Below are 23,499 nucleotides of genomic sequence, written 5' to 3' on the forward strand. Positions count from 1 at the left end.
AAGAGGATATATATGTTTTATCGGTAAAAAAGGAGAAACTAAAGAATGCAGGCGCACAAGTTCTTATTGGCCATTACAACTATATTTTTAGCAGGCCAAATCTCAGCTCAGGTAGCTGATCCAAAAGCAAATACTTCCACAAAAAGCGAAGCGGCGGTAGAGTCGGAAGCTTCCACTACTTCATCCAATGCACAAAAAGCAGCGGCAGATGCGGTATCGGATGCTCTTTCCAAAGAAACACTTTTCATTAATAGCAAAACAGCTTTTACTCTCGAAGCAAAAGATGATTCTTCAACAGTAGATTATATCGAATGGAAAACGAAAGCCGGAGATTACCGACGTTTCACAGCTCCCATTCGTCTTGCTGAAGAAGGTGTTACAGAAATCCAATACAGATCTGTAGATAAAGTCGGCAACGTAGAAGCTCCTAAAATCTTAAACGTAACAGTTGATAATACTGCTCCTAAAGTAACTCTTCAACCTGCTGAACCTTTTTTCGTATTGAATGGAGTACCTTTTACTTCAAAAAACAATAGTTATACTGTTATCGCTGAAGACAAAGTAGGCGTACAAGCTGTACAATACGCAATCAATAACGACGCTGCAAAATCTTACACTGACCCGATCAAGTTGGAGACTGCAGGTGCCAACACAATCAAATACAGTGCAAGTGATAAAGCAGGAAATTCTTCCCCTGAAGCTTCCGTTGTAATCACTATTGATGATGTGAAACCTACTGTGGAAATCGTTCCTTCTCTCCCTCTCGTTGACATCTCCGGCAAACCTTACGCAAAACGCGGAAATGTTTTCCATGTGAACGCGGTAGATAAAGAATCTGGTTTGAAAAAAGTTTTAGTGAAATTGGATGCAGAAGCGGAATTCCGTCCTTATGTGGAAGGAATCGTTGTGGAAACACAAGGTGAACACAAAATCCAAGCGAAAGCGATTGATAACGTAGGAAATGAATCTGCAACTGTAGAAGTATCCTTCTTTGTTGATCTAACTCCTCCTTCTTCCGTGATTCAAAAAACAACTGCAACTGAAGCTCCTGCGGCGACACCTGCAGCTACTACTCCGGAAAAATAAATTTTTCTAAAATAGTCGGAACCAACCAGCTTGGTTCCGAACCTTGATTTGAGGAGGCATTATGCTTTCTCAAATCATTCGTTTTTTCTATTCCCACCCTTGCACTGCCTGCGGCAGATTGGACTCTTTCTCCAACCGGATCGGAATTTGCATTCATTGCATTCGTTCCCGAAGGAAAATCCAAAATTCTAAAACCTTTCCCCCCGGCTGTTCTGTTTGTTCCTCTCACTTGGAAGAAGATGGCAATTGTGAGTATTGCAATTCCCGATTTGTATTTTTCTCCGCACTATTTTCATTACGATCGAGGATGTCTTGGGAAAGACAGATCTTCCAAACTTGCAAATTTCGGAACGAGAAGATCTTACAGAACTACTTTGCTTTGGACTTTAGAAAGGAAAAGTTCATAAAAATCGAAGACAAGCCGGATTGTATCGTGTTTTTACCGTCAGAAGATAGGGAGAGAGGACGTTTTTTCCACCCTGCCAGGCATCTGGGGGAGAGACTTTCCAGAAAGTGGAAGGTTCCTATTTTGCCCGGAGTGAAAAAAGTCTCAAAAGACAAACAATCGGGAAAAATGTTCCAGGAGAGGTTTTTTCATGCAAAAAAGGCATTCGTTTTTTCAAAAAGTGATAGAATATGGAAAGGTTTTCATATCTTGATCATAGATGATATATTCACTACTGGCGCTTCCCTAAATGAAGTATCCAAAATGTATATAGCAGCCGGAGCAAGAAAGGTATCTTGTATGGTATTATTAAACAAAGAGGGTGATTGAATTCGATGGATATTCAAGTCAAGGATGACATAAGAATCATTAAGTTTGCCGGTGCCATTTTGAAAGTGGATTCGGACGAAATTGAAAAAGAATTGTCCAAACTCACTCAGACCTCTGTGAAGAAGATCATTCTTGACCTAACAAAGGTTCATCATATCTGTTCCACAGCTCTTGGTATTTTTGTTGCTACAAAAAGAAAACTAAAACCGATGAACGGTGATATCAAAGTCATCGTTGTAGACGAAGACCTCATTCAATTATTTGAAATCACTATGTTGGACAAGGTATTTGAAATTTTCCCCGATTTATCTTCCGCTTTGGAAGGCTTTCAATTAGACGCAGAAGACTAATATCTTCTTTTTCAAATGACAACCAAACAAATCGCCTTTGCTTCGGGAAGCGCTCATAAAATCAAAGAAATGAAGCTGCTTCTCGAACCTCTTGGTTTCCAAGTGGTAACTCCAAAAGATTTATCCATTCCTTTCTCTCCCGAAGAAACGGAATCCAGTTTTGTTGGAAACGCTTTCATTAAATCCAAAGAATTATTCCGGTTAACCGGCTTACCTGCGTTTGCCGATGATTCGGGGATTTGTGTGGAAGCACTCGACGGAAGGCCCGGAGTTTTTTCCGCACGTTACGGCGGGGAAGGTTTGAATGATAAAGATAGGGCGATTCGATTGCTTTCGGAACTAGGGGACAACCCGAATAGAAAGGCGAACTATACTTGTGTGATTGCCTATTCGTCCGAGGGGAAAGACGTTTCCTTCGAAGGACAAGTGTTTGGTGAAATTGCAAAAGATTACGATTCGATAGGAAAATACGGATTCGGATACGATCCTGTTTTTTATTATCCGCCTTTTCAGAAACGATTTTCAGAAGTTCCCGAAGAAGAAAAAAACAAAGTTTCCCATAGAGCTGTCGCCATGGGGAAATTCTTAGATTGGCTTTCCACTAAAACTTCTTAAATACACCTTGCGGATAGCTTGGTATTTTTCGATTTCAGTTTCCCTTTTTTAAACTAATCCTTTTCCATCCTCTGTCTAAATCTTTGAGAATTGTTTTCTTAAGGAATATCTAAAGTGGATGAGTTTTCAAAAATTATAATCCAAGCAGTAGGTCGGGCCAAATCTTCCGTAGTAAAAATCGATACGATTAAAAATCAAAATGGAAAATCCGGAGTAGGCGGCTCAGGTTCGGGTTTTTTGTTTTCTTCGGACGGATATCTATTTACTAACAGCCATGTGGTGCAAGGTGGTCATCAATTCAAAACCACATTACATGACGGTTCTCAATCCGAAGCGGTTCTTGTGGGAGAGGATCCCGATACGGACTTGGCTGTTTTAAAAACATTCGCTTCCGATTTTCAAACCGTTTCCTTGGGAGATTCCAGTGAACTGGAGATCGGTCAATTGGTCATCGCTATCGGGAATCCGCATGGATTCCAACATACTGTGACTCACGGAATCATCAGTGCCATGGGTAGGACACTTCGTACCCAGTCAGGAAGACTACTTGATCATATCATTCAAACGGATGCAGCTTTGAATCCGGGTAATTCAGGCGGTCCGCTCATTGATTCGGAGGGAAAAGTTGTGGGTGTAAATACCGCGACAATACTTGGAGCGCAAGGACTTTGTTTTGCCATTGGAATCAATACGGCTAAAGAAATCGCTTTGGAGCTGATTCAAACAGGAAAGGTGAAGCGGGCTTATCTGGGAATCATGTCCCAAGTCATCGAATTGAATCCTAAGGTGATGCAATACAATGAGATTCGAAATCGTAAGGCATTGTTTGTGATTTCGGTGGAACCGAATAGCCCCGCGGCTCGAGCCGGTTTAAGGGACGGAGATTCTATCCTCGCTTTCAACGGAGATCCTGTGGAAACCTCGGATGATCTTTTCCGGATTCTTACCAAAGAAAAAATAGGAAGTATTCAAAGCATAACCATTTTGAGAAAAAATCAAAAGGTGATTTTGAATATCACTCCGATCGAAAAGCTAAAACTTCTCGCAAACGGATAAAATATCGTTTAGTATATGGGTAGGATTTCCACCCATATGAATGCTCCTTACCCTCCGCATCCAGTCACACTGATAGGTAAATACGTAGAACTGCATCCTTTAAGAAAAGAACATACTCCTTTTCTGGAAGAGGCTGTCACCGATGGAAAGTTGTGGGAATTATGGTTCACTTCCGTTCCAACTCCAGCTAACATGGGAAAGTGGATTGAAAAGGCAAATGATGAGGAGCGTGAAGGACTTTCTCTTCCTTTTGTGGTGAAAAGAAAATCGGATGGAAAATTCGTGGGTTCCACACGGTTCATGAATATTGAAAAAGACGTAAGGCGATTGGAAATCGGTCACACATGGTATTCCAAATCGGCGCAAAAGACGGAAGTGAATACGGAATGTAAGTTGCTGATGTTGGATCATGCATTTGAGAATTTGAAGTGCATTGCGGTAGAATTAAGAACTCATATATTCAACGTTGAATCCAGAAAGGCGATTCAGAAACTGGGCGCCAAAGAAGACGGAATTTTGCGCAACCACCGTATTATGCCGAATGGAACCATAAGAGACACGGTGGTCTATAGTATCATCGAAACAGAATGGCCCACCGTAAAAACCAATTTGCAATATAGATTGAGTTAGATTCTTTTTGGTTTCGTATTTTTTATCGAAGTATCTCCCCGACAAATATAGTTAGATATCTAATAAACTTGCTTTTTTGAAATAGTTTTCTTTGATTGTGAAAGGAAGGGGAATCAGAATGGAAAAACCTCCTATCATCGATGTTTGGACTCAAAGGGCACTTGTTTCCATGTATGAAAAGATGCCTGAAGTTGCCTCTTTGTTCAAACGATCCGGCTCAGGCGGTTACTCCGAAAAAAATCTCACAGCAGAACAGACTATCGCTCTTTTGGATCAGGCAGGCATTGAAAAAATCCTTTTGCGTGCCTGGTGTCGGCCGGAAGGGTGGGTTTGTACCAACGAACAGGTGTTTGAATTTACGAGTCGTTACCCCGATCGTTTTGTGGGTGTAGCGACGGTCAATCTATCAAAACCGGTAGAGGCGGTGAAAGAACTTCGTCGCGCTGTGAAAGATTACGGTTTCAAAGCATTATTTGTTTTGCCTTGGCTTTGGAATCTTCCACCCAATCATAAACTCTATTATCCTTTGTATGTGGAGTGCATTGAGTTAGGAATACCTTTCTGCACCCAAGTAGGGCAAACCGGGCCACTGATGCCTTCCGAACCGGGAAGGCCTGTACCTTATCTGGATGAAGTCGCCTTGACATTTCCCGAACTTAAAATTGTAGGAGGTCATATCGGATATCCTTGGACGGACGAAATGATCGGTCTTTGTATGAAACATGAAAATGTTTATATCGATACGTCGGCTTACCTACCTTCTTATTATCCTAAACAATTATTGGATTATATGAAGACATCGGGCAGAAGCAAGGTATTGTTCGGTACTAATTTTCCTCATTTGGATTTTAAAAAATGTACGGATCAGGTAATGGAATTGGATTTGCCTTTACCTTCTTTGAAACGGTTTGTGTATACGAATGCAAAGAAAGTGTTCGGGATTTAGCAAAACGGATTGTTCGGAAAATTATCGTAAACGATGTGATTTCCCGGTTCTTTGCGATATACTCCGCAGGCTATCGATTACTTCGAAGCAATAATCGTAGTTAAACGATTTACCGGTTTGTTGAATATGATTTTCATAGAGTGATTTTCCAAAAATCCTAATATGTCTTGCGTAGTGATCCTTACTTTTTTGAAAGAAGAAACTTTTTGATTCCAACCTGTCTCTGTTTTTTCGTGCAATAGATCCGTTACGGTTACATACTCTTCTCCGTATTCTAAAAAGCAAGTATGGATCCTATTTTCATCGCTTCTCACAGGGATAAATCTATCATATCCGGTAAGAGTTTGTGAATAATCCCTAAATGATAGAATCAACTTCCCATTTGGCGGTAATGTTTTGTGTATGGACGTAATCAGTTCCCGGATGTCATTCTTGTCATCGAGATGAGTGATCGTATCTCCGCAGCAAAGAATCAACTCAGGTTGTAGGTTTGCATACTTTGCAACCTCCCTGATATCTTCTTCGAAAATTTCGACTTTCAAGTTTTTACTATTTGTTCTTAATTCATCTAGCAATTGTTTGTTGAAATCGATTGCTTTTACTGAGAAACCTAAATTGGCAAGGGAAACCGATTGGATTCCGTTTCCCGCACCAAGATCAATCGCCAGTTGGGAAGATTGGGGGAGTATACGGTTGGCTTCTAAAAAATCCTGAAATTCGTTTTGTTTTACGGAGAAGTCGCCTATCATCCATGAATAAAAATTTCCCAGATGATTGTCGTAATGCGCCTTCGTATCCATAGGTCCCCGATCAGAGTAATGTTTTTTTCATAATGACAGTCGGTTTGCCTCGATCAATGACACGATCAATAGGCACCCAGTTCTGTTTGAGATATAGACTTTCGGCAGTGCTAGTGAATAGAAAATATTCTTTGTATCCGGATCCAATCAACTCGCGATCCAAAAAATCGCATAGATAGGTTCCTATCCCTAAGCCCCTGCATTCGGGAATAGTGTACAACAATGCCAACCAAGGTTGGTTTGCTTTGTAATGGGGAAATTCTTTGAAGAGACCGACTTCATTATAAATTCCTCCGGTGGCGACCGGAATCTCGTCTTTAAAAACGATAACCTGGAAAGGAATCGTATTTTGGAACCTATCCAGTCTTTCTATTGTAAGTTCTTCAGGCACATTCCATTCCTGTTTGTACCATTTGGCAATGAGCTCCGAGTGTTTTCTCGCTTCTAAATAGTTTCCGATTCGTAAGTTCATAAATTTTAAAAATAGGAAATGGAAAAAGAATCGGTTGTTTTAGAACTGAAACTTCTATCCTGATGCGACAGATCCGCCTGCAAGTCGTTTGTAAAAATCAGCGCCTTCTCTTTCCAGAAACTCTTCGTAAGTTCCTTTGAAGTCATTGATTCCTTCCGGAGTGACTTCGATGATTCTTGTACAAAGAGAGGAGATGAATTCACGGTCATGGGATACGAGTAACACGGTTCCTTCGAATAAGGATAGGGAATAGTTCAATGCTTCGATCGTTTCCAAGTCCAAGTGGTTTGTAGGCTCATCCAAAACGATCACATTATCACCCACAAGGATCATCTTACCGATGATGATTCTCGACTTCTCACCACCTGACAAAACTTTGGTGGATTTGTTGGCCATATCTCCTGAAAATAACATTCTTCCTAAAATCGCCCGGATCTCCTGGACTTCCGTTCCTTGCGGAGCGTTACGAAGCAACCATTCAATGAGTGTATCTGCGTCAGGTTCTATCGCCTCACGGTGGTCTTGCGGAAAATAAGACGCTTCCACGGAATCACCCCATTTCACTTGACCGGAATCCGGTTCCAATTTTTTCATCAGCATACGAAGCAGAGTAGTTTTTCCCACACCGTTTGTTCCTACGATTCCTACTTTTTCTCCTTTGGAGATGGAAACGCTGAAATCTTTGATCACTTGCAGATCATCGTAAGATTTTGAAATATTGATTGCTTCGAATACGTCTTTTCCAAGTACTCTTTTCGCTTTGAACCGGATGTACGGTGCGACTCGGGAAGAAGGTTTTACATCCACCATCTCTTCTTTGATTTTTTCGATCATCTTTTGGCGGGAAGTCGCTTGTTTGGATTTACTTGCGTTGGCGGAGAAACGGGAAACGAAATCCTGTAAGTCGTTGATTTTTTCTTTGGCCCGTTTGTTATCGCTTAATAGTTGTTCTCTGGATTGTTCCGCAGCAGTCATGAAGTCATCGTAATTTCCGGGAAAGACACGGATGGTATTATAATCCAAATCCGCAATATGGGTGGATATCGAGTTGATGAAGTGACGGTCGTGGGAGATCACGATGACCACACCGTTATAATTTGTAAGTAGCTCTTCCAGCCAGTGAATGGTTTTGATATCCAAGTGGTTGGTAGGTTCGTCCAAAAGCAAAATATCTGGTTTTAAAAATAACACTTGGGCGAGTAACACCCGTAATTTGAAACCGCCTGTTAGAAAGTTCAAAGGTTTTGTATGCGTGCTTGTGGGAATGGCAAGTCCTTCGAGCAGTTCTCCTGCGATGGACTCCGCTTCGTACCCGCCTAGATCTGCAAACTGTTCTTCGATCTCCGAGATCCGGATTCCTTCCTCATCCGTCATTTCCTCTTTGGAGTAAATGGCATCTCTTTCCTGCATCAAAGCCCAAAGTTCAGGGTTTCCCCGGAGCACTGTTCCCAAAACGGTTTCGGTCTCGAATTCGTAATGATCTTGTTTGAGGTAACCAACCTTCATGTCCTTGTCCACAGCAACTGCGCCATTGGAAGGTTGCAGAATCCCCGCCAGAACCTTCATAAAGGTCGATTTACCGGATCCGTTGGCTCCGATCAGTCCGTACCGGCACCCAGGTTTGAACTTAATGGAGACGTTCTCAAATAGGGGTTTTTTGCCGAAAGACACGGTTACGTTGGTTGCAGAGATCATACTGCCAATTTTCTAAGGGAAACTGTGTTTTCAACCGACATTTCGTATGATATGGTCAGGATTGTAATCATTCTACTCTTTGTCCTCGGGGGAGGGCTAATTAGCTCTCAAAGCACTCAAAACGGTATGCAAGTACTGTTCGGAGAAGTGATCAATACGGGCCATTTGCTGAAGCTGGAGAAACAAATCCTCCGACTTCAGCCGAGTCCTTTGCAGGAAGAGCTCGCACTCTTGACCGGAAAAAAAATCCGAATCCTATGCGATGTGAACGGAGAGACTTGTTCCCCCATCCGTTATGAAATCGATCCTTTGGAAACTTCCAAAGTTCCCGATTGGACTTTGAAAAAAATACCCAGATATGTAACAGGCGGACATTTTTCCTTTAACCCTCAATGTACTCCTGACGGTAAGGTTTTATTTTGGACGGCACTCATTCGGGAAGGGGCAAGATCCACTCAAAAGATCTGGGCCGCCAAACGGGATCAATACGGATTTTGGATGGCAGGTGAACAAATGGCGGCACCATTAAACAACCGTTTGCCGTCTGCAGTGATTTCCGCATTGCCCGGAGGAAACGAATTATTTGTTTTCGGGAATTTCGGTGAAGAGGAAATGTTGGAAAATCTGAAAAGAGAGATGCTTCTCAAATCTCAAGAGGCTTCCAGAGAAGCAAACAATCCGAAAGAATTTCATTTTCGTTTGGCAAAATTGGAAAACGAATACAGGGAACGCACCGAAAAAATCCAAAGCAGAGCCCCTCTTTATAAATCCTATAAAACGGAAACAGGTTGGTCGAATCCTGTTACTATAAGTTTCCCGTCCTTTTATAATTGGTATAGAAAACCGGAAAATCCAAACCAACAGGTGTTCGGCGGTTCTGCGCTTTCTTCTACGGGAAGAACCATCGTTTACTCCGCACAACAAAAAAGAAATTACGGAAAATTGGATTTGTACGTTACGTTTCAATCCGACACGGGTGTGTTCGAAGAAGGAATCAATTTAGGACCGACACTCAATACCGCCGAGGAAGAGATGGCACCGTTTCTCGGATCGGATGACAAAACATTGTATTTTTCATCGTCGGGGAGAAAGGAAGGAGTTTCCATCTTCGTTACTCGCAGATTGAACGATCAGTGGAACCTTTGGTCGGAACCTCAGGAATTGTCACCTAACTTGCGTGGTGTGAATTTTTTCTCCATTCCTGCCGTAGGAAACTGGGCTTATGTATCGCGTGACGGAGAATTGTATCTTGCTGCGATTCCAAGATCCTTCCAACCGGAACCTGTGGTAGTGATCAAAGGGAAAGTGGTTGATGAAGAAGGAAAACCTTTGAGTGCTTCCGTCACTTACGAATCCCTTACCAAAAAGAAAGGAATCGGTTCCACCATATCCGATCCTAAAACAGGCGAATTTTCCATTGTCCTCCCTTATGAAGAAAATTACGGATTTTACGGAGAAAAAGACGGATACCTTCCCGTTTCACAAAACCTAAATTTGGTGGGTAAGGAAAAGGAAGAACATGAAAAAACGGTTCTTTTGGTTTTGCCGAAAATTAAAAAAGGAAACGAAATCGTTCTCAACAACCTGTTTTTTGCTTTCCGATCCGTGGAACTGGTTAAAGAATCAGAACCGGAGCTGGATCGTTTGGCGAACTTACTGAAAAAAAACGAAAGGCTGAAGGTAGTCATTGAAGGCCATACGGACAATGTGGGCGGTGAAGTTGCCAATAAAAAACTTTCGGTGGAACGCGCGGTTTCCGTTGCCAATTATCTGAAGTCTAAACATAAGATGGACGAAGCAAGGTTGACTACAAAAGGATTCGGCCCTTCCGTTCCGGTTGCGGACAACAAAACGGAAGAGGGACGGGCTCAGAACAGAAGAGTTGTCTTTAAGATTGTGGAAGATTAATATGGTAGATCTTAAAAATATAAACATTCCCAAAGTCAATGTAGATACGAAAAAGATGTTGGGTGCCGTCGACTCTCTTGTCGACAAGATCCCTCCTCAAATCCAAAGTTTGCTTCGAAAAATAGCGATCGGGCTTTTTATATTTTTTCTGATCATGGCGATTTATACCGGTTGGTCCAAAGGTTGGGAAGGCGCAAAACCGCAGGGACTCCAACTAGCACAGGATACACGATCTCTCTTTCTTATGGAAGTGGAAAGGGATTATAACCGCAAAAGAAAAGACGTACAGATGACGAATCCGGAAGATCTTTCTTATGAAAGCAATCGTAAGATGCAGTTTGATTTTATCAGTGAGAGAGAAGGAACAAATCCTACGCAAAATACTTATCCCGAAGAGTCCGATTTTTTAGGAAAAGAATATGATTTTAGAAATAGGAAGGCGGAAGATACTTCCCTTCCTCCTCTTGCCACTCCTTCCGGAGACGGGTTGATTCCTTCTCCTGTGGACGTGGAAAAGATAGGCGCTTGGCAAAATACGGACGAATTGCAAGAGATGGGGAAAGGAGCTCCGAAAGAACTGGATCGTGGAAATCCCGATCTGTCTGCCAAACCGCAAAGAGTTTCTCCTACTGCTAGTCCATCCAATGTGGATTTGGATACGGCAGAGGATCTTAGGTTCAAAAAAATGTTGGACCGGGTGGATCAATTGGAAAAGAAAATCGCAGAAAAAAAGAAAAGAGAAACTACAACGACTCCTTCCCTTTCTCCCGCAAGCGAATCCACAGGGCGCAAACCCAGAGAATTGGAAAGAGTTCCTAGACAATAAATCCGTCTGCATTTTGATTCAATAAAATGATCCTTAAGACCAAGTTTCCATTGATTGTTTCCTTTTTGATTCTTGGTTTTTTTGTGCCTTCTGTCTTTTCGCAAAGCCCGGATCCGAACGGAGAGATCTTTCTTCCTTTTCCCGAAAAACTCAAGTTAGATGGTTCTGAAATAAACGAAACGACTTCACCGAATTCCAATTCTACGGGAGATAATACATCTTCTTCCGTCTCATCTACCATTGTAAGCACCGGAAAAGAAACAGGTTCCAATACCGGAACCACCACGGCTGCTTCCGTGAAAAACAATCCTCCCGGTTCGAGCGTTAGCTCCGTTTCTGCAACCAATTCAGGTTCCGAAACTTCCGCAAAACCCAAAAAAAAGAAAAAAGGAAAAGACGATGTTCCCGATCCGTCGGAAGCCCCTTTCCAAAGAGGAAAGGCATTCCTTGCACGTAACCAAAAGAAAAATGCGGAAACCGAATTCACCGAATCTTATTCCAAGGAAGGAAAAAAAGTAGATCCTTCCCGAACGGAAAACACCAACTTATTCGGGTTAGATTCCAAAGACAAAGAGGGAACGGGGCTCGTAGAAAAAATAGAAGACCCGGATGCAAAAATCAAATCTCAGTTTGAATTAGCACGCTCTTTGGATCGGATGAACCAACCTGAGTCGGAAGAAAAAGCTTATAAAGAATATTTGAAGTTAGTTACTTCATTTCCGGTTCATCCCGAACTTACACCTCGCACTCATCTTGCCATTGCGGTTTTACTTTTCCGAAAACAGGAATATCGTCCGGCATTACACCATTTGGTAAAGTTGATCAAAGAATTCAAAGATTCGAAAGATAGACCGACTGCGTACTATTATGCGGGACGGATCTATGAAAGCGCTTGGGTCGAAAGGGATTTGGAAAGAGCTAAAAAATACTACGATCTCTATTTACAGGAATCGGAAAATAAAGAACTCGTCCCGGGCAACGATTTCAGAAAAGATGCCAAAGAAAGAAGACGATTGATTGAAGTTCCGCTTGGGATTTAAGCGATCGCTACGTTGACTTCAATCCGTCCGAACTTGGAATACAAGTTGATGGAGAGAGTCGGTTTTTTATTGAACCGAACCGAAGTGGTTTTCGATTCCTGGATGTTAGGTGTAGTGATCTCTACGGATTGACCGGCGGATGTGAATATATTCATCGCATTACCGGTTGTCATGTTCGCAATTTCACCTAAGATGTCTTTGTATTCGTTTTGCACATCTTCATCGGAAAGTCCTGGCACCAATTTGCGGGACATCTTATACGCTGCATCGTAATTCATGCTGTAAACGACTTCACCGCTGAAAGAACCTACAACTCCGATCACAATCGCTAACTCATGTGAGGGGGCAGGGCTATCCTTGATGGCGATCTTCCCTCGGATTAAATCTTGCTGCAGTACATCGCGAAAAACGATGGTGGCAGCTTCCAGGAAGGGATTGATAAAGTCGGCTTTGATTTGCATTATTCTACGGAGAGTGCCTTTTGCTTCTCGATGTTGTATTCTCCTGAGAGGGACTGGTTTATTTCAAGAAAAAAGCTAAGAAGTTGTCTTTGTTTTATAAAATCAGCCATCTGGTTCTCTTCTTTTTGGGGAAGAGGAGCTTGCGGAGTGTTGGAGAGGGTGAAATCCCCAAATTCTACATAAATTTGTTTGTCGTTGTCTGTAAAAGGGCCTGTCACTTTTTTCTTACCGAAAGGATTGGACGAAAGTTCTTCCCAAAATTTAGGGTCGCTTGCCAAATGATAGGTCGTTCCTTTCGAGGATTTTACCTGTTTTAAGTCTCCCAGAAAGGTCGCCGGGATGGTTTCGATCGGTTGACCGACTTCTTTAGAAATGGTTTCCAGAGCGTTTTCCGCACTAGACAGCGATTGAATGCGCTTTTTCCAAATTTCCAATTCTTTTCTTTTGCGATCAAATTTGAGCTTGGAAGTCAGGATGGATTTTCTGGATTCGAAACTAGGAATATTTCCTGAGGAATCTTTGGAGAGATTTCCCTCTTTTTTTTCCTTTTCATACTCTGCGAGCAAATCTGCGTCCGGGATTTGGATCTTGGATTCCAATTGGTTCAGAAGATTGACTTCCGTAAAAGAAAGGATGCGAAAGGAAATTTTTGCCGACTTTGCTTCCGTATCGATTTGTTTTTCAGCGGAAGTAGGATTCCATTTTTGTTCTAAGAATACAGGGAAAAGGGACATTCCTGTAGCGGAATCCACACGGTAGTTCATAGGAGCGGAGTTTAGGATCTGTTGGTAAATTTGAGAAAGACTTCTTGTGTCTTCTTCTCCGTATCCTGCTTGAGAAGATGATTCTTTGTGAATTTGACGGGCTTGGTTGGAGAGTTCCCGTTTGATGCTGATTTCGGAAACTTTGTATCCTACCGCAGTTGCAATATCATTTGCCACATAAAGTTCTCGTATGGTGGAGAACGCGCAGGACTGAATCATTTCGGGATTGGAAGCCATTTCTTTGGAATACTGTTGGTATCTATAATAACAGTCTCTTCGTGCCGCATTGAAATAATCGATGGGAACCGATCTGCCTGCAATCGAGCCGGCCTTTGTAGAAGACTGACCGGTAAGTGCGCCTATAAAACTTTGTTCTGCGTCGCCCGGCAGAAACGTAACAATCAACATACCAACCAGAATGAATAAAAACAGACCGACAAGTCCTCTAATGACTTTGTCTTTGAGGGAACTAGGCTCTTCTTCGAACATAAGGGAAGGGTTTCCCATCGCTTAGGCTTGTAAAGAAAAAATGTAATTAAGAGATTCGGCAAAAGGGAAGATAATCAAACTGATATGTTGTATGCAGCCTTCGGGATGATTTTGGTTGGGGTTCTTTGTTTTCTGTACGTATCTCTCAGCCCCAAATCGCAAAAAAATGACCAAAATACCAAACGATCCCGTCCGGACCAAAGGGATTTTGCGGGGAGCGGGTACAGTTCTGCCTATAGAAGAACTCCTCCTTCTACCGTTTCCCCTCAATTGGATGAAAGAATTCGGAGAGAAAGGGAAATTGCAGACCGTAGGCCAGCCTGGGAAGAACCAAGCCTGAGTTATGCGCGTAGTCCCGAACCCAAACCTTCCGTTGTGGAAAAAGCCACGATTTTGCAAGAAACGGGAGAAGGTCTTTCCGAGATTTTACCGCCCGAGCCTGCCAAAATAGTTCAATTCGAAATGGATGGAATTTTATATTTCGATCATTCCGGAAAAATTCCTTTCGGATCCAAGGACTTGGGTGACTCCGATACAAGTGAAGAAGATCTGCGTAATTTCAAAAGAGTCGGTTCTGCGATTTTAAAAGAAGAAGACGGAAAATTCGTTTTTTATTCGGGTAATGCGAGTTATACATATCAATCCCAGGATCTGGAACAAGTTGTATTTTACGACCAAGGATTTGTATTTTTATTGAAAGACGGAAAAGCGGCAAAGCCCGTTTATTTTACAAATCATTTGGACCAGTTCAAAGACTTTCTCACCCAAGCTACAACCATCTAACACTTACTTGGCATTTCCGGTTTTTAGGTCCCGAAATTTATTGACCGAATTCGGTTTTGAAATACAGTTTTGGAAAATGGAAGCATCTCTCGGCAGAAAGGCAGTCGTATTTCTAGTTGCACTGTATTTTGCCGATTGTTCTCCCGTTGCTTTGGAAAATATCTGTGACCCCATAGGTGGACGTTACAGGAATTTCGTTTTCATAAAATCCCTATTGGACAACGGTGATTCGTTCTGTGGAAAGACTTTTCTGCAAACACCTCCCTCGGCCTTACGTTATCCCGGTTCCCCTTCTTCTTTTGCAAATGGTAGCGTTATTTCGCTTTCTCCTTCCGTTACGGGAAACGGGCTTACATTTTCCATCCTACCTGCTTTGCCGGAAGGTGTTTCCATCGGAACGGGAAACGGTGTTATCTCGGGAACTTACTCTAGTTATGCGGGTTTGGCTCAGACTTATACGGTAAAGGCATCGAATTCGGGAGGGAGTGTGAGTTATAGTTTCAGTTTGACTTTTTTCGGAAAGCCCCCTCTGAAAACGGGCCAGACTCAATGTTGGGACGGAAGCGGTACTTCGGATAGCAATTGTTCTCTGGCTTCCTCTTCCGGACAGGACGGAAAATTGCAAAACGGAACTACTCCCAGTTTCACTTCCGCAACTTTGGTGAACTCTTCGGATTATATCACCACAGACAATAACACCGGTTTTGTGTGGAAAACCTGCAATGAAAACGTTCCTTTTATTGCCTCCAGCTGTGATGTTCCTTCCGGTGCTGCCGATCTTACCTGGGTCGGCGCGGGCACTTCCTGCGCCTCTTTGGACTCCGGCAACGGTTATGCGAATAAAAAAGGATGGAAACTTGCATCCGTTAAGGAACTCAGTACGATCGTAAATTATTTTACGATCCCCGCAACCTACAGCGCTTTTTTTCCCGGAGCTGCAGGGGGAGGGCAATGGACAAGAGATTCTTTTGCGATGTCTCCTTCAACAGATGCATGGTATCTTTCCCTTTCGGAGGGTGTTACGGGAAGAACTTCGCAAGCAAATACGAACCGGGCCCGTTGTGTTCAAGGAGGAAATATACCTCAGGAAATGTTTCGTGACAACGGAGATGAAACTGTAACGGATATCAATACGGGACTCGTGTGGCAGAAATGTGGTATGGGCCTTTCCGGCAGTGTGTGCCAAACGGTAGTTAGTTCCACTTCCATGATATGGAGTTCCGCATTAAATGCCTGTAACACTCTTTCACTATCCAATAGAATCTGGAGGCTTCCTTCCGTATCCGAACTCAAATCAATCGTTAATTTTACAAATACTTCGGTGCCGATCAATACGACTTATTTTCCCGGCGTTACCGCTACGACAGGATATTGGACTTCCACTACGGTATCGGCTTCCGTAACGGAAGCTTGGGTGGTTCATATGAATGTGGGTTCGGAAAACCTTCTGAAAAACGACGCAAATAAAGCGAGCTCCTATAATGTCCGCTGCGTATCCACCGGGCCGTGATCGTCCCGAGGAAAACAAAACTCTAATTATATGCTTAATCACGAGCCCGCGTCTTCCGTTCTAAAAATTAAACATCTCACAGGAGAGTCTTCGATCATGATTCGAATCATCGTTTCATTCACCTTGATAAGTTTTGCCCTTTCCGCGCAAACAAACACGAACTCAAATAAAAAAGGTATTGATGCCTTATACAAAAAGGATTACCCGAAGGCGATTGAGTATTTTTCGGAAACACTTAAGCATTCTCCAACGGACGCTTTTGCCAATTATAACTTGGCTTGTACATATTCGATCCTGTTGAGTCAATGCGAGGATGTAAAAGATGAAAATGAAATTTATAAGTTGTTGCAAAAGGCGATTAAAAGCAAACCCGCTTATAAAAACAAACTTTTGAACGATCAGGATTTGGAAATACTGCGAGGAAGATATAAATTCAATGAAATTGCAGGTATAACAAAAAGGAATATTTTAACGAAGGTTACTTGGTACGGCCCGAGTCCAGGTGCTTACGGCCCGTTGGACCAATTTTCGTTTTTTGAGGATGGAACTTTTGTTTATACGAAAAAATTATTTGATGAGGGAGCACTTGCGCAAGAATCGTATAGCGGAAGTTATTCTTGGGAGACCGATAGTAAATTCCAAATTCAGTTCAAAGAAAAATCACCTCTATCCGGGGAGGCGCAAAAGCAAAAATTCCAGAGAGTCAAGTATTCTGAAGGAATACTTGAAATACAAGGTTTTGAACATTCTTTTTCAGATAGCAGCGATCGATGTTCCGCCTGAATGCTCGAAATGACGTAACGTTTGTTATGTTTTATTCTCCGTTTTCGGAGGAATTTTATTGACAACATATGAAAACAGGTTAATATCTGTTTTCTCTTTGGAATATCCGATATGAATCGATCCAGCTTAAAAACAATTCTACTGATTACAATTGCAGCAACTGCGATTCTGCTTACCGTTTGTATTTCGGCATTTGCCTATACTACCGCCACGGAATATGTAAAAGATGCCTACGTAGACGAAATCAAGCAGATTGCAAGGCTTTCCGGTGACAGGGTAGATCAGTTTTTTAAAAACCAGGAGGATTTGGCGGAATTTATTTCTTCCAATCCGGTCGTTATCAGTGCCGTTGAAACCAGGACTGCAAAAACTCTGAATGAGATCCTTGCCGTTCTTTTTCAGAAAATGAAGGTGTACGAAAATGTTTTCATTTCGACTCCCGAATCCAATCCCTTGATCTTTGCCGATTCCACGGGAAAAGCATTGGGATTTCGTTGGGGGGGACAAAACTTCGACGATAATATAAAACAGACGTTAGCCGGGAATGTGTTCTTGAGCAAAGTGGGAGCTTCTCCCGTGACGGGAGAGCCTGTTGCTTTACTTACCGTTCCGATCAAAAGAGGAGACAAAGTAATCGCCATCCTGGGGCTTTCCTTGTCGCTTTCTTCGGTTACGGGAGAACTTGTTTCGCGTGTTAAAATCGGAACCGACGGATTTATCACAATCACCGGATTTGACGGAACAGTGGTTGCTCATCCGGACAAATCCCTGATATTGAAATTTAACGCGAGTAATACGGATTGGGGAAAAAAACTTCTGGCTATGAAATCGGGTGAGTCCATGGAGTATTTTTTCAAAAAAGCGAAAATCGCTTCGATCTATAGATTGGAAAACCGTCAGATATCCGTAATGGCTGTTATGTCCAAAGACGATGTGACGAATGTAGTAAGGCAGATGTTATTTAAAATTGCGGCTTGCGCGTTTGTTTTTCTGATCATTTCGATTTTTATTATTTATAAATTACTAAATCACAGATTGTTGCCTTTGCAGGAAGCGAGTCAGTTGTTCAAGTCCATGTCTACGGGCGATCTTACTACCGAACTCAAGATTTATAACAACGATGAGGTGGGAAGCTTAAGCAAAGATACGAATCTTTTTCTGGAGAGTTTGAGACATTCCATAAATGAGATTCAAAAGATTTCTTATGAATTGGCCTCTTCGGCGGAAGAGCTCTCTTCCAGTTCGGAAAGTTTTTCTTCCACTGCGCAATCGACGGCAGCTTCCGTGGAAGAGATGTCGGCAACTTTGGAAGAAATCTCCGCAGGAATGGAAAATATTTCCGGGTCAACGGACAATCAGTATAGAAATGTTTCTGGCTTTAGGGAAAAAATAAAAGAACTTTCATCTAGCATTAATTATGTGGGAGGAGAAATCCAGAATACTCTGGACCAAGCCAAATCTATTTCCGAGCAGGCAAAAAAAGGAGAAGAGTCTTTGTCGGGGATGAATCAAATGATTTCCAATATTCTAAAGTCTTCCGGCGAAATGACAGCCATCGTAGGAATCATCAATGATATTGCGGATCAAACCAGTTTATTGGCATTGAACGCGAGTATCGAAGCGGCAAGGGCAGGAGACGCGGGAAGAGGATTTGCAGTTGTTGCGGAAGAGATTTCCAAACTTTCGGAAAAAACCGCATCCGCTATCAAATCCATTTCGGCAATGATTTCCAAAAACAGAGGGGAGTTGGATACCGGTGCGAAAGGGATTCAGTCTTCGACGGAAATGATTCATGCAATCATCAAAAATGTGGAACAAGTCACCGTTGCCATGGACAAACTGTATTCGATCACCGGCTCTCAACAAAATATCAATCGTGTTGTAACGGATAATGTGCAAACTGTAAGTTCCGAAGCTGAATCGGTGAAATTGGCAACGGATGAACAGAAAAAAGCCGTAATGGAAATCAATGACGTGATCAGCCAAATCAACGAACATACGATTAGTACCGCCTCCGGCGCAGAACAGATGTCAGCTTCTGCAAAAACGCTCTCTCATAATGCGGATAAACTCAGAAGTATAACAGATAAGTTCAAGATATAAGTGAAATCCCTTTCCATCTATCTCGCAGGTCCGGAAGTATTTTTGCCGGATGGTTACCAAGTTTTGCAAAATCACAAACGACTTTGCGAATCGAGAGGGTTTGTCGCATTTACTCCATTAGATGGAGAGCTACCTCCCGAAATGAAAAGAGATCTTTCCATGGCAAAACGGATCTTTGAAGTGAATTGCGAATTGATCCGCAAATCGGATATCATCATTGCCAATTGCAATTTTTTTCGAGGTGCTTGCACGGATGACGGAACTGCATTCGAAATCGGATACGGGTTTTCCTTGGGAAAAAAGATCTGGGGATACAGAAACAGTTTGGTTCCTTTGCATCAAATTACCGCGGAGATTATTCCCACTACGGATCATGATTCCGGTTATAAAATGGATGCAAACGGTTATCTGCTCAATGAGGATTTCGGGAATGCGATCAATCTGATGCTGGAATTTTCCATCTCGCAGTCTGGCGGTAAACTAATATTAGGTGGACTGACGGAAGTTCTGAACGAACTGGCTGGATCATAAGATCGCTCTGTCCAGAACTTACGTTTACGATTATGTAATTCCACCCAAACAAATATATTTTGTTACTGTATAATCATCCATCCCGTATTTGGAACCTTCCCGGCCCATTCCTGAAAACTTCACTCCTCCGAAAGGAACTTGCTCCGAGGAGATAACTCCTTCGTTGACACCCACCATTCCGCATTCCAGGTTTTCCGTCATCCGGAAGATACGGGAGATGTCTCTCGTATAAACATAGGAAGCGAGTCCGAATTCGGTATCATTTGCTTTTGCGATTGCATCTTCTTCGGAAGAAAATGTCATAATCGAAGATACCGGACCGAACGTTTCTTCTTTGAAAACCAACATATCTTTGTTGATCGGAAATAAAACGGTCGGCTCGTAAAAATTGCCGCCAAGCAGGTGTTTTTTGCCGCCCGTGAGAATTTTTGCGCCTTGGGAAACCGCATCCTGTACATGAGCTTCCACTTTTTTTAATGCGGCTTCGCTGATCAACGGACCTTGCTCTACACCCGGCTCCAAACCGGATCCGACTTTTAACTTGGCCGCTTCCTTGGACAGTCTGGTCGCAAATTCTTCCGCAATCGAATCCTGAACCAGGAAACGGTTCACGCATATACAAGTTTGTCCCGTATTTCTATATTTTGATAACATGGCTCCTTTGATAGCTTCATCCATATCCGCATCTTCAAATACGATGAAAGGAGCATTCCCACCTAACTCAAGTGAGAGTTTTTTTAGAGTGGGTGCCGATTTTTCCATGAGATATTGTCCCGTTTTTGTAGAACCTGTGAAACTGAGCTTTCGAACATCTTTATTTTGCAATAGGGATTCTCCGATGGCAAAGGGATCGCCTGTCACCAAATTCCAAACTCCTTTGGGAATCCCTGCTCTTTCTCCCAATACGGCAAGCGCCAAAGCTGAGTAAGGTGTTAGTTCCGAGGGTTTGGATACTACAGTGTTGCCTGCGGCAAGTGCCGGTGCGATTTTTCGTGCGAGCATTGCCGTAGGAAAATTCCAAGGAGTGATCGTCGCCACCACTCCGATCGGTCCTTTGGAAACGAAAACGCGGGTGTCCGTTCTGTGAGAAGGAATGATATCTCCGTAAGTACGTTTCGCCTCTTCCGAAAACCATTCGAGATACGAAGCCGCATAAACGATTTCTCCTCTGGATTCTGCGATGGGCTTTCCTTGTTCCAAAGTCATGATTTCCGCAAGGTCTTCTTTGTTTTCCAAAATAAGCCGGAACCATTCGTATAAAATATTCGATCTTTCCTTTGCGGTTTTTTTTCTCCAGGAAGGGAAGGTTTCTTTGGCCGCTTGGATGGCGCGATCCGTTTCCTTCTTTCCCGATTTGGGAACGGTTCCTAGGATTTCAAGAGAAGCGGGATTCTTTACGGTTAAAGTTTCTTTCGAATCCGCATCTATCCAATCGCCGCCGATGTAATTTTTGTTTTTAAAGAGAGATTTGTCCCGGATGGATTTCATAAAGATTGATTGTTATACTTTTCATGGAAAATTCACAGCTTTTTTTTAAAAGGCTTGGAATAAGGACAGTTTGCCTTAGATTTGTTTCCATACAAAAATAGAACCATCAGGAGAGAAAGGACATGAAAAGAAATTATATTATCATATCTTCCGTCGCGGTTTTGGCTTTTGGCCTAACGGCTGCTTGTGGAAAAAAAGAATCCAAGCTGATCGAGATAGGACCTTTGGAAGGAGAAGTTTCCATTATTGCCTGGCCAGGTTATATCGAAAGGGGAGAAACCGACAAATCTTATGATTGGGTTACCGGTTTTGAAAAAGAAACCGGATGTAAGTTGAACATTAAAACGGCAGCTACTTCGGATGAAATGATCGCACTTATGAATGAGGGTGGTTATGATTTGGTTACCGCTTCCGGAGATGCTTCTCTTCGTTTGGTGGCAAGTGGAAAAGTGCAAGAGATCAATATCGACTTGGTTCCCAGTTGGAAATCGGTGGATTCTCGTTTGCAAAATGCAGCCTGGCACACTGTGGAAGGAAAACATTACGGAGTTCCCTATCAATGGGGACCTAACGTTCTTATGTACAATACCAAAATTTTTAAAACGGCCCCTTCCAGCTGGACTGTGGTATTTGAAGAACAAAAACTTCCCGATGGCAAATCCAATAAGAACAGAATACAAGCGTTTGACGGCCCAATTTATATCGCTGATGCCGCACTCTTTTTGAAACATACGAAACCGGAACTGGGAATCACCGATCCGTATGAATTGGATGAAAAACAATACGGAGCAGTGATTGATTTACTGAAAAAACAAAGACAACTTGTTCCTAAATATTGGCATGATGCGATGGTGCAAGTGGATGATTTCAAAAAAGGAAATCTGGTAGCTTCTTCCACATGGCCTTTCCAGGTAAATATGCTCGCCGGTGAAAAACAACCTGTTTCCTCCGTGATTCCCGTAGAAGGTGCAACAGGTTGGGCGGACACAACTATGCTTCATATAGATTCGAAACATATAAACTGCGCTTACAAATGGTTGGAACATTCCATCAGTTTGAAATTACAAGGAGACTTGGCTTCCTGGTTCGGTTCCGTTCCTTCGGTTCCGGCTGCTTGCAAAGGAAACACTTTGTTAGGTGAGAACGGCTGTTCGATCAACGGCTTTAATAATTTCGAAAAGATTTCTTTCTGGCGAACCCCCGTATCAAATTGTTCCGGCGGAAGGAAATGTGTCCCATATAAAAAATGGGCGGAAGATTTTATATCTATCATTGGAAGTAGATAATCGGGATCTGCGGATGATCGGGCGAAGGATAGTCAAATCATGAAGAGAATTGCGGTGTTTTGCGGATCAAATTTCGGAACAGATCCCGAATTCGGAGAAGCTTCCGACCATTTAGCAAGAGTTATGGTGGATAAAAACATCGGACTTGTTTACGGAGGGGGAAGCGGCGGTCTGATGGGAAGGATTGCCGACGAGGTATTGAGATTGGGAGGGGAAGCGATCGGCGTTATTCCTCATAAACTGATAAAGAAGGAAATCGCGCACAATCGCCTAACAGAGTTATTCGTAGTTGAGACCATGCATGAAAGAAAAGCAAAAATGGCCGAATTGTCCGACGGTTTTGTCGCAATGGCGGGCGGCATAGGAACTTTGGAAGAGATCGTCGAAGTATTTACCTGGAGCCAATTGGAATACCACAACAAGCCGTGCGCTTTTTTGAATACTAACGGGTATTATGATACTCTGCTTCGTTTTCTGGACGAGATGGTTCTTAAAAAATTTTTAAACCCGATACAAAAAGAGAAGTTAATCGTAAGTAAGAACCCCTCGGCTCTTCTTGAAAAAATGTTGCTGTCGGAAAAAGGCTAAACGCAAACTACATATTATATTTATGATTACCCGAGAATACTGCCTTACTTTATCCGGATACAATATCTGGCAAAATCGGAATTTGTATTCCATTCTTTCTTCTATGGAAGAAGCTGAATGGAAAAAAGATCATGGTGTTTTTTTCAAATCTTTGCAAGGCACTTTAAATCATCTTCTATACAGTGATCGTGTCTGGTTGGATCGTTTTTACAAAAAAGAAGTCAGCTTAAAAGATCCGAAAGTGATTCTTGCCGAATCAATCGCGGATTGGACGGAAGCAAGAAAAAAGCTGGATGAAGAAATTCATACTTGGATTTCCGGACTTACGAATGATTGGCTTGCGAAAGATTTGGCTTATTTCAGTTATGCTTATAATAAGGAATTGGTCAAACCCGCTTGGTTGCTTGTGACTCATTTGTTTAACCACCAAACACATCATAGAAGCCAAGCAACTTCCGTATTGAATCAAATAGGTCTGAATTACGGTGTGACCGATTTACCTATGTTGCCTTAA

Annotated in this window: 24 protein-coding genes; 18 read left to right on the forward strand and 6 right to left on the reverse strand. The window is 42.5% G+C overall.

Translation table 11 applies throughout. From position 1 onward, the window contains the following. Positions 1–45: 45 nt before the first annotated feature. From ompL47 to DI077_RS03590, 7 genes are all read left to right on the forward strand, one after another. A complete protein-coding gene (ompL47, locus tag DI077_RS03560; RefSeq protein ID WP_109020786.1) occupies positions 46–1,086 on the forward strand; it encodes a multi-beta-barrel domain surface protein OmpL47 in 1,041 nt (346 codons plus the stop codon). Positions 1,087–1,147: 61 nt separating this feature from the next. After that, positions 1,148–1,861 (forward strand): ComF family protein, encoded by a 714-nt coding sequence (locus DI077_RS03565; protein ID WP_109020785.1) that lies wholly within the window; start codon positions 1,148–1,150, stop codon positions 1,859–1,861. Positions 1,862–1,866: 5 nt separating this feature from the next. After that, positions 1,867–2,211 (forward strand): STAS domain-containing protein, encoded by a 345-nt coding sequence (locus DI077_RS03570; RefSeq protein ID WP_109020875.1) that lies wholly within the window; start codon positions 1,867–1,869, stop codon positions 2,209–2,211. Positions 2,212–2,226: 15 nt separating this feature from the next. Beyond that, positions 2,227–2,826 carry an RdgB/HAM1 family non-canonical purine NTP pyrophosphatase gene (rdgB, locus tag DI077_RS03575; RefSeq protein WP_109020784.1) on the forward strand — a complete coding sequence of 200 codons (600 nt, stop codon included), beginning with the start codon at positions 2,227–2,229 and terminating at the stop codon, positions 2,824–2,826. Between the two features lie 114 nt (positions 2,827–2,940). Then, positions 2,941–3,882: a S1C family serine protease gene (locus tag DI077_RS03580; protein ID WP_109020783.1), complete on the forward strand. Its 942-nt coding sequence runs from the start codon at positions 2,941–2,943 to the stop codon at positions 3,880–3,882. Between the two features lie 36 nt (positions 3,883–3,918). Next, on the forward strand, positions 3,919–4,512 hold the full coding sequence (locus tag DI077_RS03585; protein WP_109020874.1) for a GNAT family N-acetyltransferase: 594 nt from the start codon (positions 3,919–3,921) through the stop codon (positions 4,510–4,512). Positions 4,513–4,630: 118 nt separating this feature from the next. Continuing rightward, a complete protein-coding gene (locus DI077_RS03590; protein WP_109020782.1) occupies positions 4,631–5,458 on the forward strand; it encodes an amidohydrolase family protein in 828 nt (275 codons plus the stop codon). 77 nt (positions 5,459–5,535) lie between these two features. On the opposite strand, the gene DI077_RS03595 is transcribed toward DI077_RS03590, so the two are convergent. From DI077_RS03595 to DI077_RS03605, 3 genes are read right to left on the reverse strand one after another with little or no spacing between them, the layout of a single operon-like run. Next, positions 5,536–6,258, reverse strand: a complete 723-nt coding sequence (locus tag DI077_RS03595) for a class I SAM-dependent methyltransferase (RefSeq protein ID WP_109020781.1) — start codon at positions 6,256–6,258, stop codon at positions 5,536–5,538. A 10-nt stretch (positions 6,259–6,268) separates the two neighbouring features. Then, complete coding sequence (locus tag DI077_RS03600; RefSeq protein ID WP_109020780.1) at positions 6,269–6,730, reverse strand: GNAT family N-acetyltransferase; 462 nt, start codon at positions 6,728–6,730, stop codon at positions 6,269–6,271. Between the two features lie 54 nt (positions 6,731–6,784). Beyond that, on the reverse strand, positions 6,785–8,425 hold the full coding sequence (locus DI077_RS03605; RefSeq protein ID WP_109020779.1) for an ABC-F family ATPase: 1,641 nt from the start codon (positions 8,423–8,425) through the stop codon (positions 6,785–6,787). A 51-nt stretch (positions 8,426–8,476) separates the two neighbouring features. On the opposite strand from DI077_RS03605, the gene DI077_RS03610 reads away from it, so the two are divergent. From DI077_RS03610 to DI077_RS03620, 3 genes are read left to right on the forward strand one after another with little or no spacing between them, the layout of a single operon-like run. Then, positions 8,477–10,333, forward strand: a complete 1,857-nt coding sequence (locus tag DI077_RS03610; protein ID WP_109020778.1) for an OmpA family protein — start codon at positions 8,477–8,479, stop codon at positions 10,331–10,333. A 1-nt stretch (position 10,334) separates the two neighbouring features. Next, positions 10,335–11,159, forward strand: a complete 825-nt coding sequence (locus DI077_RS03615; protein WP_109020777.1) for an LIC_11485 family protein — start codon at positions 10,335–10,337, stop codon at positions 11,157–11,159. A gap of 26 nt (positions 11,160–11,185) precedes the next feature. Continuing rightward, positions 11,186–12,199: a tetratricopeptide repeat protein gene (locus tag DI077_RS03620; RefSeq protein WP_109020776.1), complete on the forward strand. Its 1,014-nt coding sequence runs from the start codon at positions 11,186–11,188 to the stop codon at positions 12,197–12,199. On the opposite strand, the gene DI077_RS03625 is transcribed toward DI077_RS03620, so the two are convergent. Continuing rightward, positions 12,196–12,660: a chemotaxis protein CheX gene (locus DI077_RS03625; protein WP_109020775.1), complete on the reverse strand. Its 465-nt coding sequence runs from the start codon at positions 12,658–12,660 to the stop codon at positions 12,196–12,198. The genes DI077_RS03620 and DI077_RS03625 overlap by 4 nt on opposite strands. Continuing rightward, a complete protein-coding gene (locus tag DI077_RS03630; RefSeq protein WP_242935343.1) occupies positions 12,660–13,931 on the reverse strand; it encodes a hypothetical protein in 1,272 nt (423 codons plus the stop codon). The genes DI077_RS03625 and DI077_RS03630 overlap by 1 nt, the downstream gene beginning before the upstream one ends. 66 nt (positions 13,932–13,997) lie before the next feature. On the opposite strand from DI077_RS03630, the gene DI077_RS03635 reads away from it, so the two are divergent. The 5 genes from DI077_RS03635 to DI077_RS03655 all read left to right on the forward strand — a co-directional run bounded on the left by DI077_RS03635 (position 13,998) and on the right by DI077_RS03655 (position 19,623). Then, positions 13,998–14,696, forward strand: coding sequence for an LIC_11490 family protein (locus DI077_RS03635; RefSeq protein WP_109020773.1), 699 nt, complete (start codon positions 13,998–14,000; stop codon positions 14,694–14,696). A gap of 76 nt (positions 14,697–14,772) precedes the next feature. Continuing rightward, positions 14,773–16,206 carry an Lcl domain-containing protein gene (locus DI077_RS03640; RefSeq protein ID WP_135354904.1) on the forward strand — a complete coding sequence of 478 codons (1,434 nt, stop codon included), beginning with the start codon at positions 14,773–14,775 and terminating at the stop codon, positions 16,204–16,206. A gap of 96 nt (positions 16,207–16,302) precedes the next feature. Then, a complete protein-coding gene (locus DI077_RS03645; RefSeq protein ID WP_135354903.1) occupies positions 16,303–16,989 on the forward strand; it encodes a tetratricopeptide repeat protein in 687 nt (228 codons plus the stop codon). 111 nt (positions 16,990–17,100) lie between these two features. After that, positions 17,101–19,092 (forward strand): methyl-accepting chemotaxis protein, encoded by a 1,992-nt coding sequence (locus DI077_RS03650; protein ID WP_109020770.1) that lies wholly within the window; start codon positions 17,101–17,103, stop codon positions 19,090–19,092. Then, positions 19,093–19,623 carry a nucleoside 2-deoxyribosyltransferase gene (locus tag DI077_RS03655; protein ID WP_109020769.1) on the forward strand — a complete coding sequence of 177 codons (531 nt, stop codon included), beginning with the start codon at positions 19,093–19,095 and terminating at the stop codon, positions 19,621–19,623. It begins immediately after the preceding gene. Positions 19,624–19,653: 30 nt separating this feature from the next. Here DI077_RS03655 and DI077_RS03660 read toward each other — a convergent pair whose 3' ends face one another. After that, positions 19,654–21,111: an NAD-dependent succinate-semialdehyde dehydrogenase gene (locus DI077_RS03660; protein ID WP_109020768.1), complete on the reverse strand. Its 1,458-nt coding sequence runs from the start codon at positions 21,109–21,111 to the stop codon at positions 19,654–19,656. Between the two features lie 122 nt (positions 21,112–21,233). Here DI077_RS03660 and DI077_RS03665 point away from each other — a divergent pair, with 122 nt between their 5' ends. From DI077_RS03665 to DI077_RS03675, 3 genes are read left to right on the forward strand one after another with little or no spacing between them, the layout of a single operon-like run. Further along, a complete protein-coding gene (locus DI077_RS03665) occupies positions 21,234–22,397 on the forward strand; it encodes an ABC transporter substrate-binding protein (RefSeq protein WP_109020767.1) in 1,164 nt (387 codons plus the stop codon). Positions 22,398–22,436: 39 nt separating this feature from the next. After that, a complete protein-coding gene (locus tag DI077_RS03670) occupies positions 22,437–22,985 on the forward strand; it encodes an LOG family protein (RefSeq protein ID WP_109020766.1) in 549 nt (182 codons plus the stop codon). A gap of 22 nt (positions 22,986–23,007) precedes the next feature. Further along, a complete protein-coding gene (locus tag DI077_RS03675) occupies positions 23,008–23,499 on the forward strand; it encodes a DinB family protein (protein WP_109020765.1) in 492 nt (163 codons plus the stop codon).

It is taken from the genome of Leptospira kobayashii, from assembly GCF_003114835.2.
Classification (GTDB): domain Bacteria; phylum Spirochaetota; class Leptospiria; order Leptospirales; family Leptospiraceae; genus Leptospira_A; species Leptospira_A kobayashii.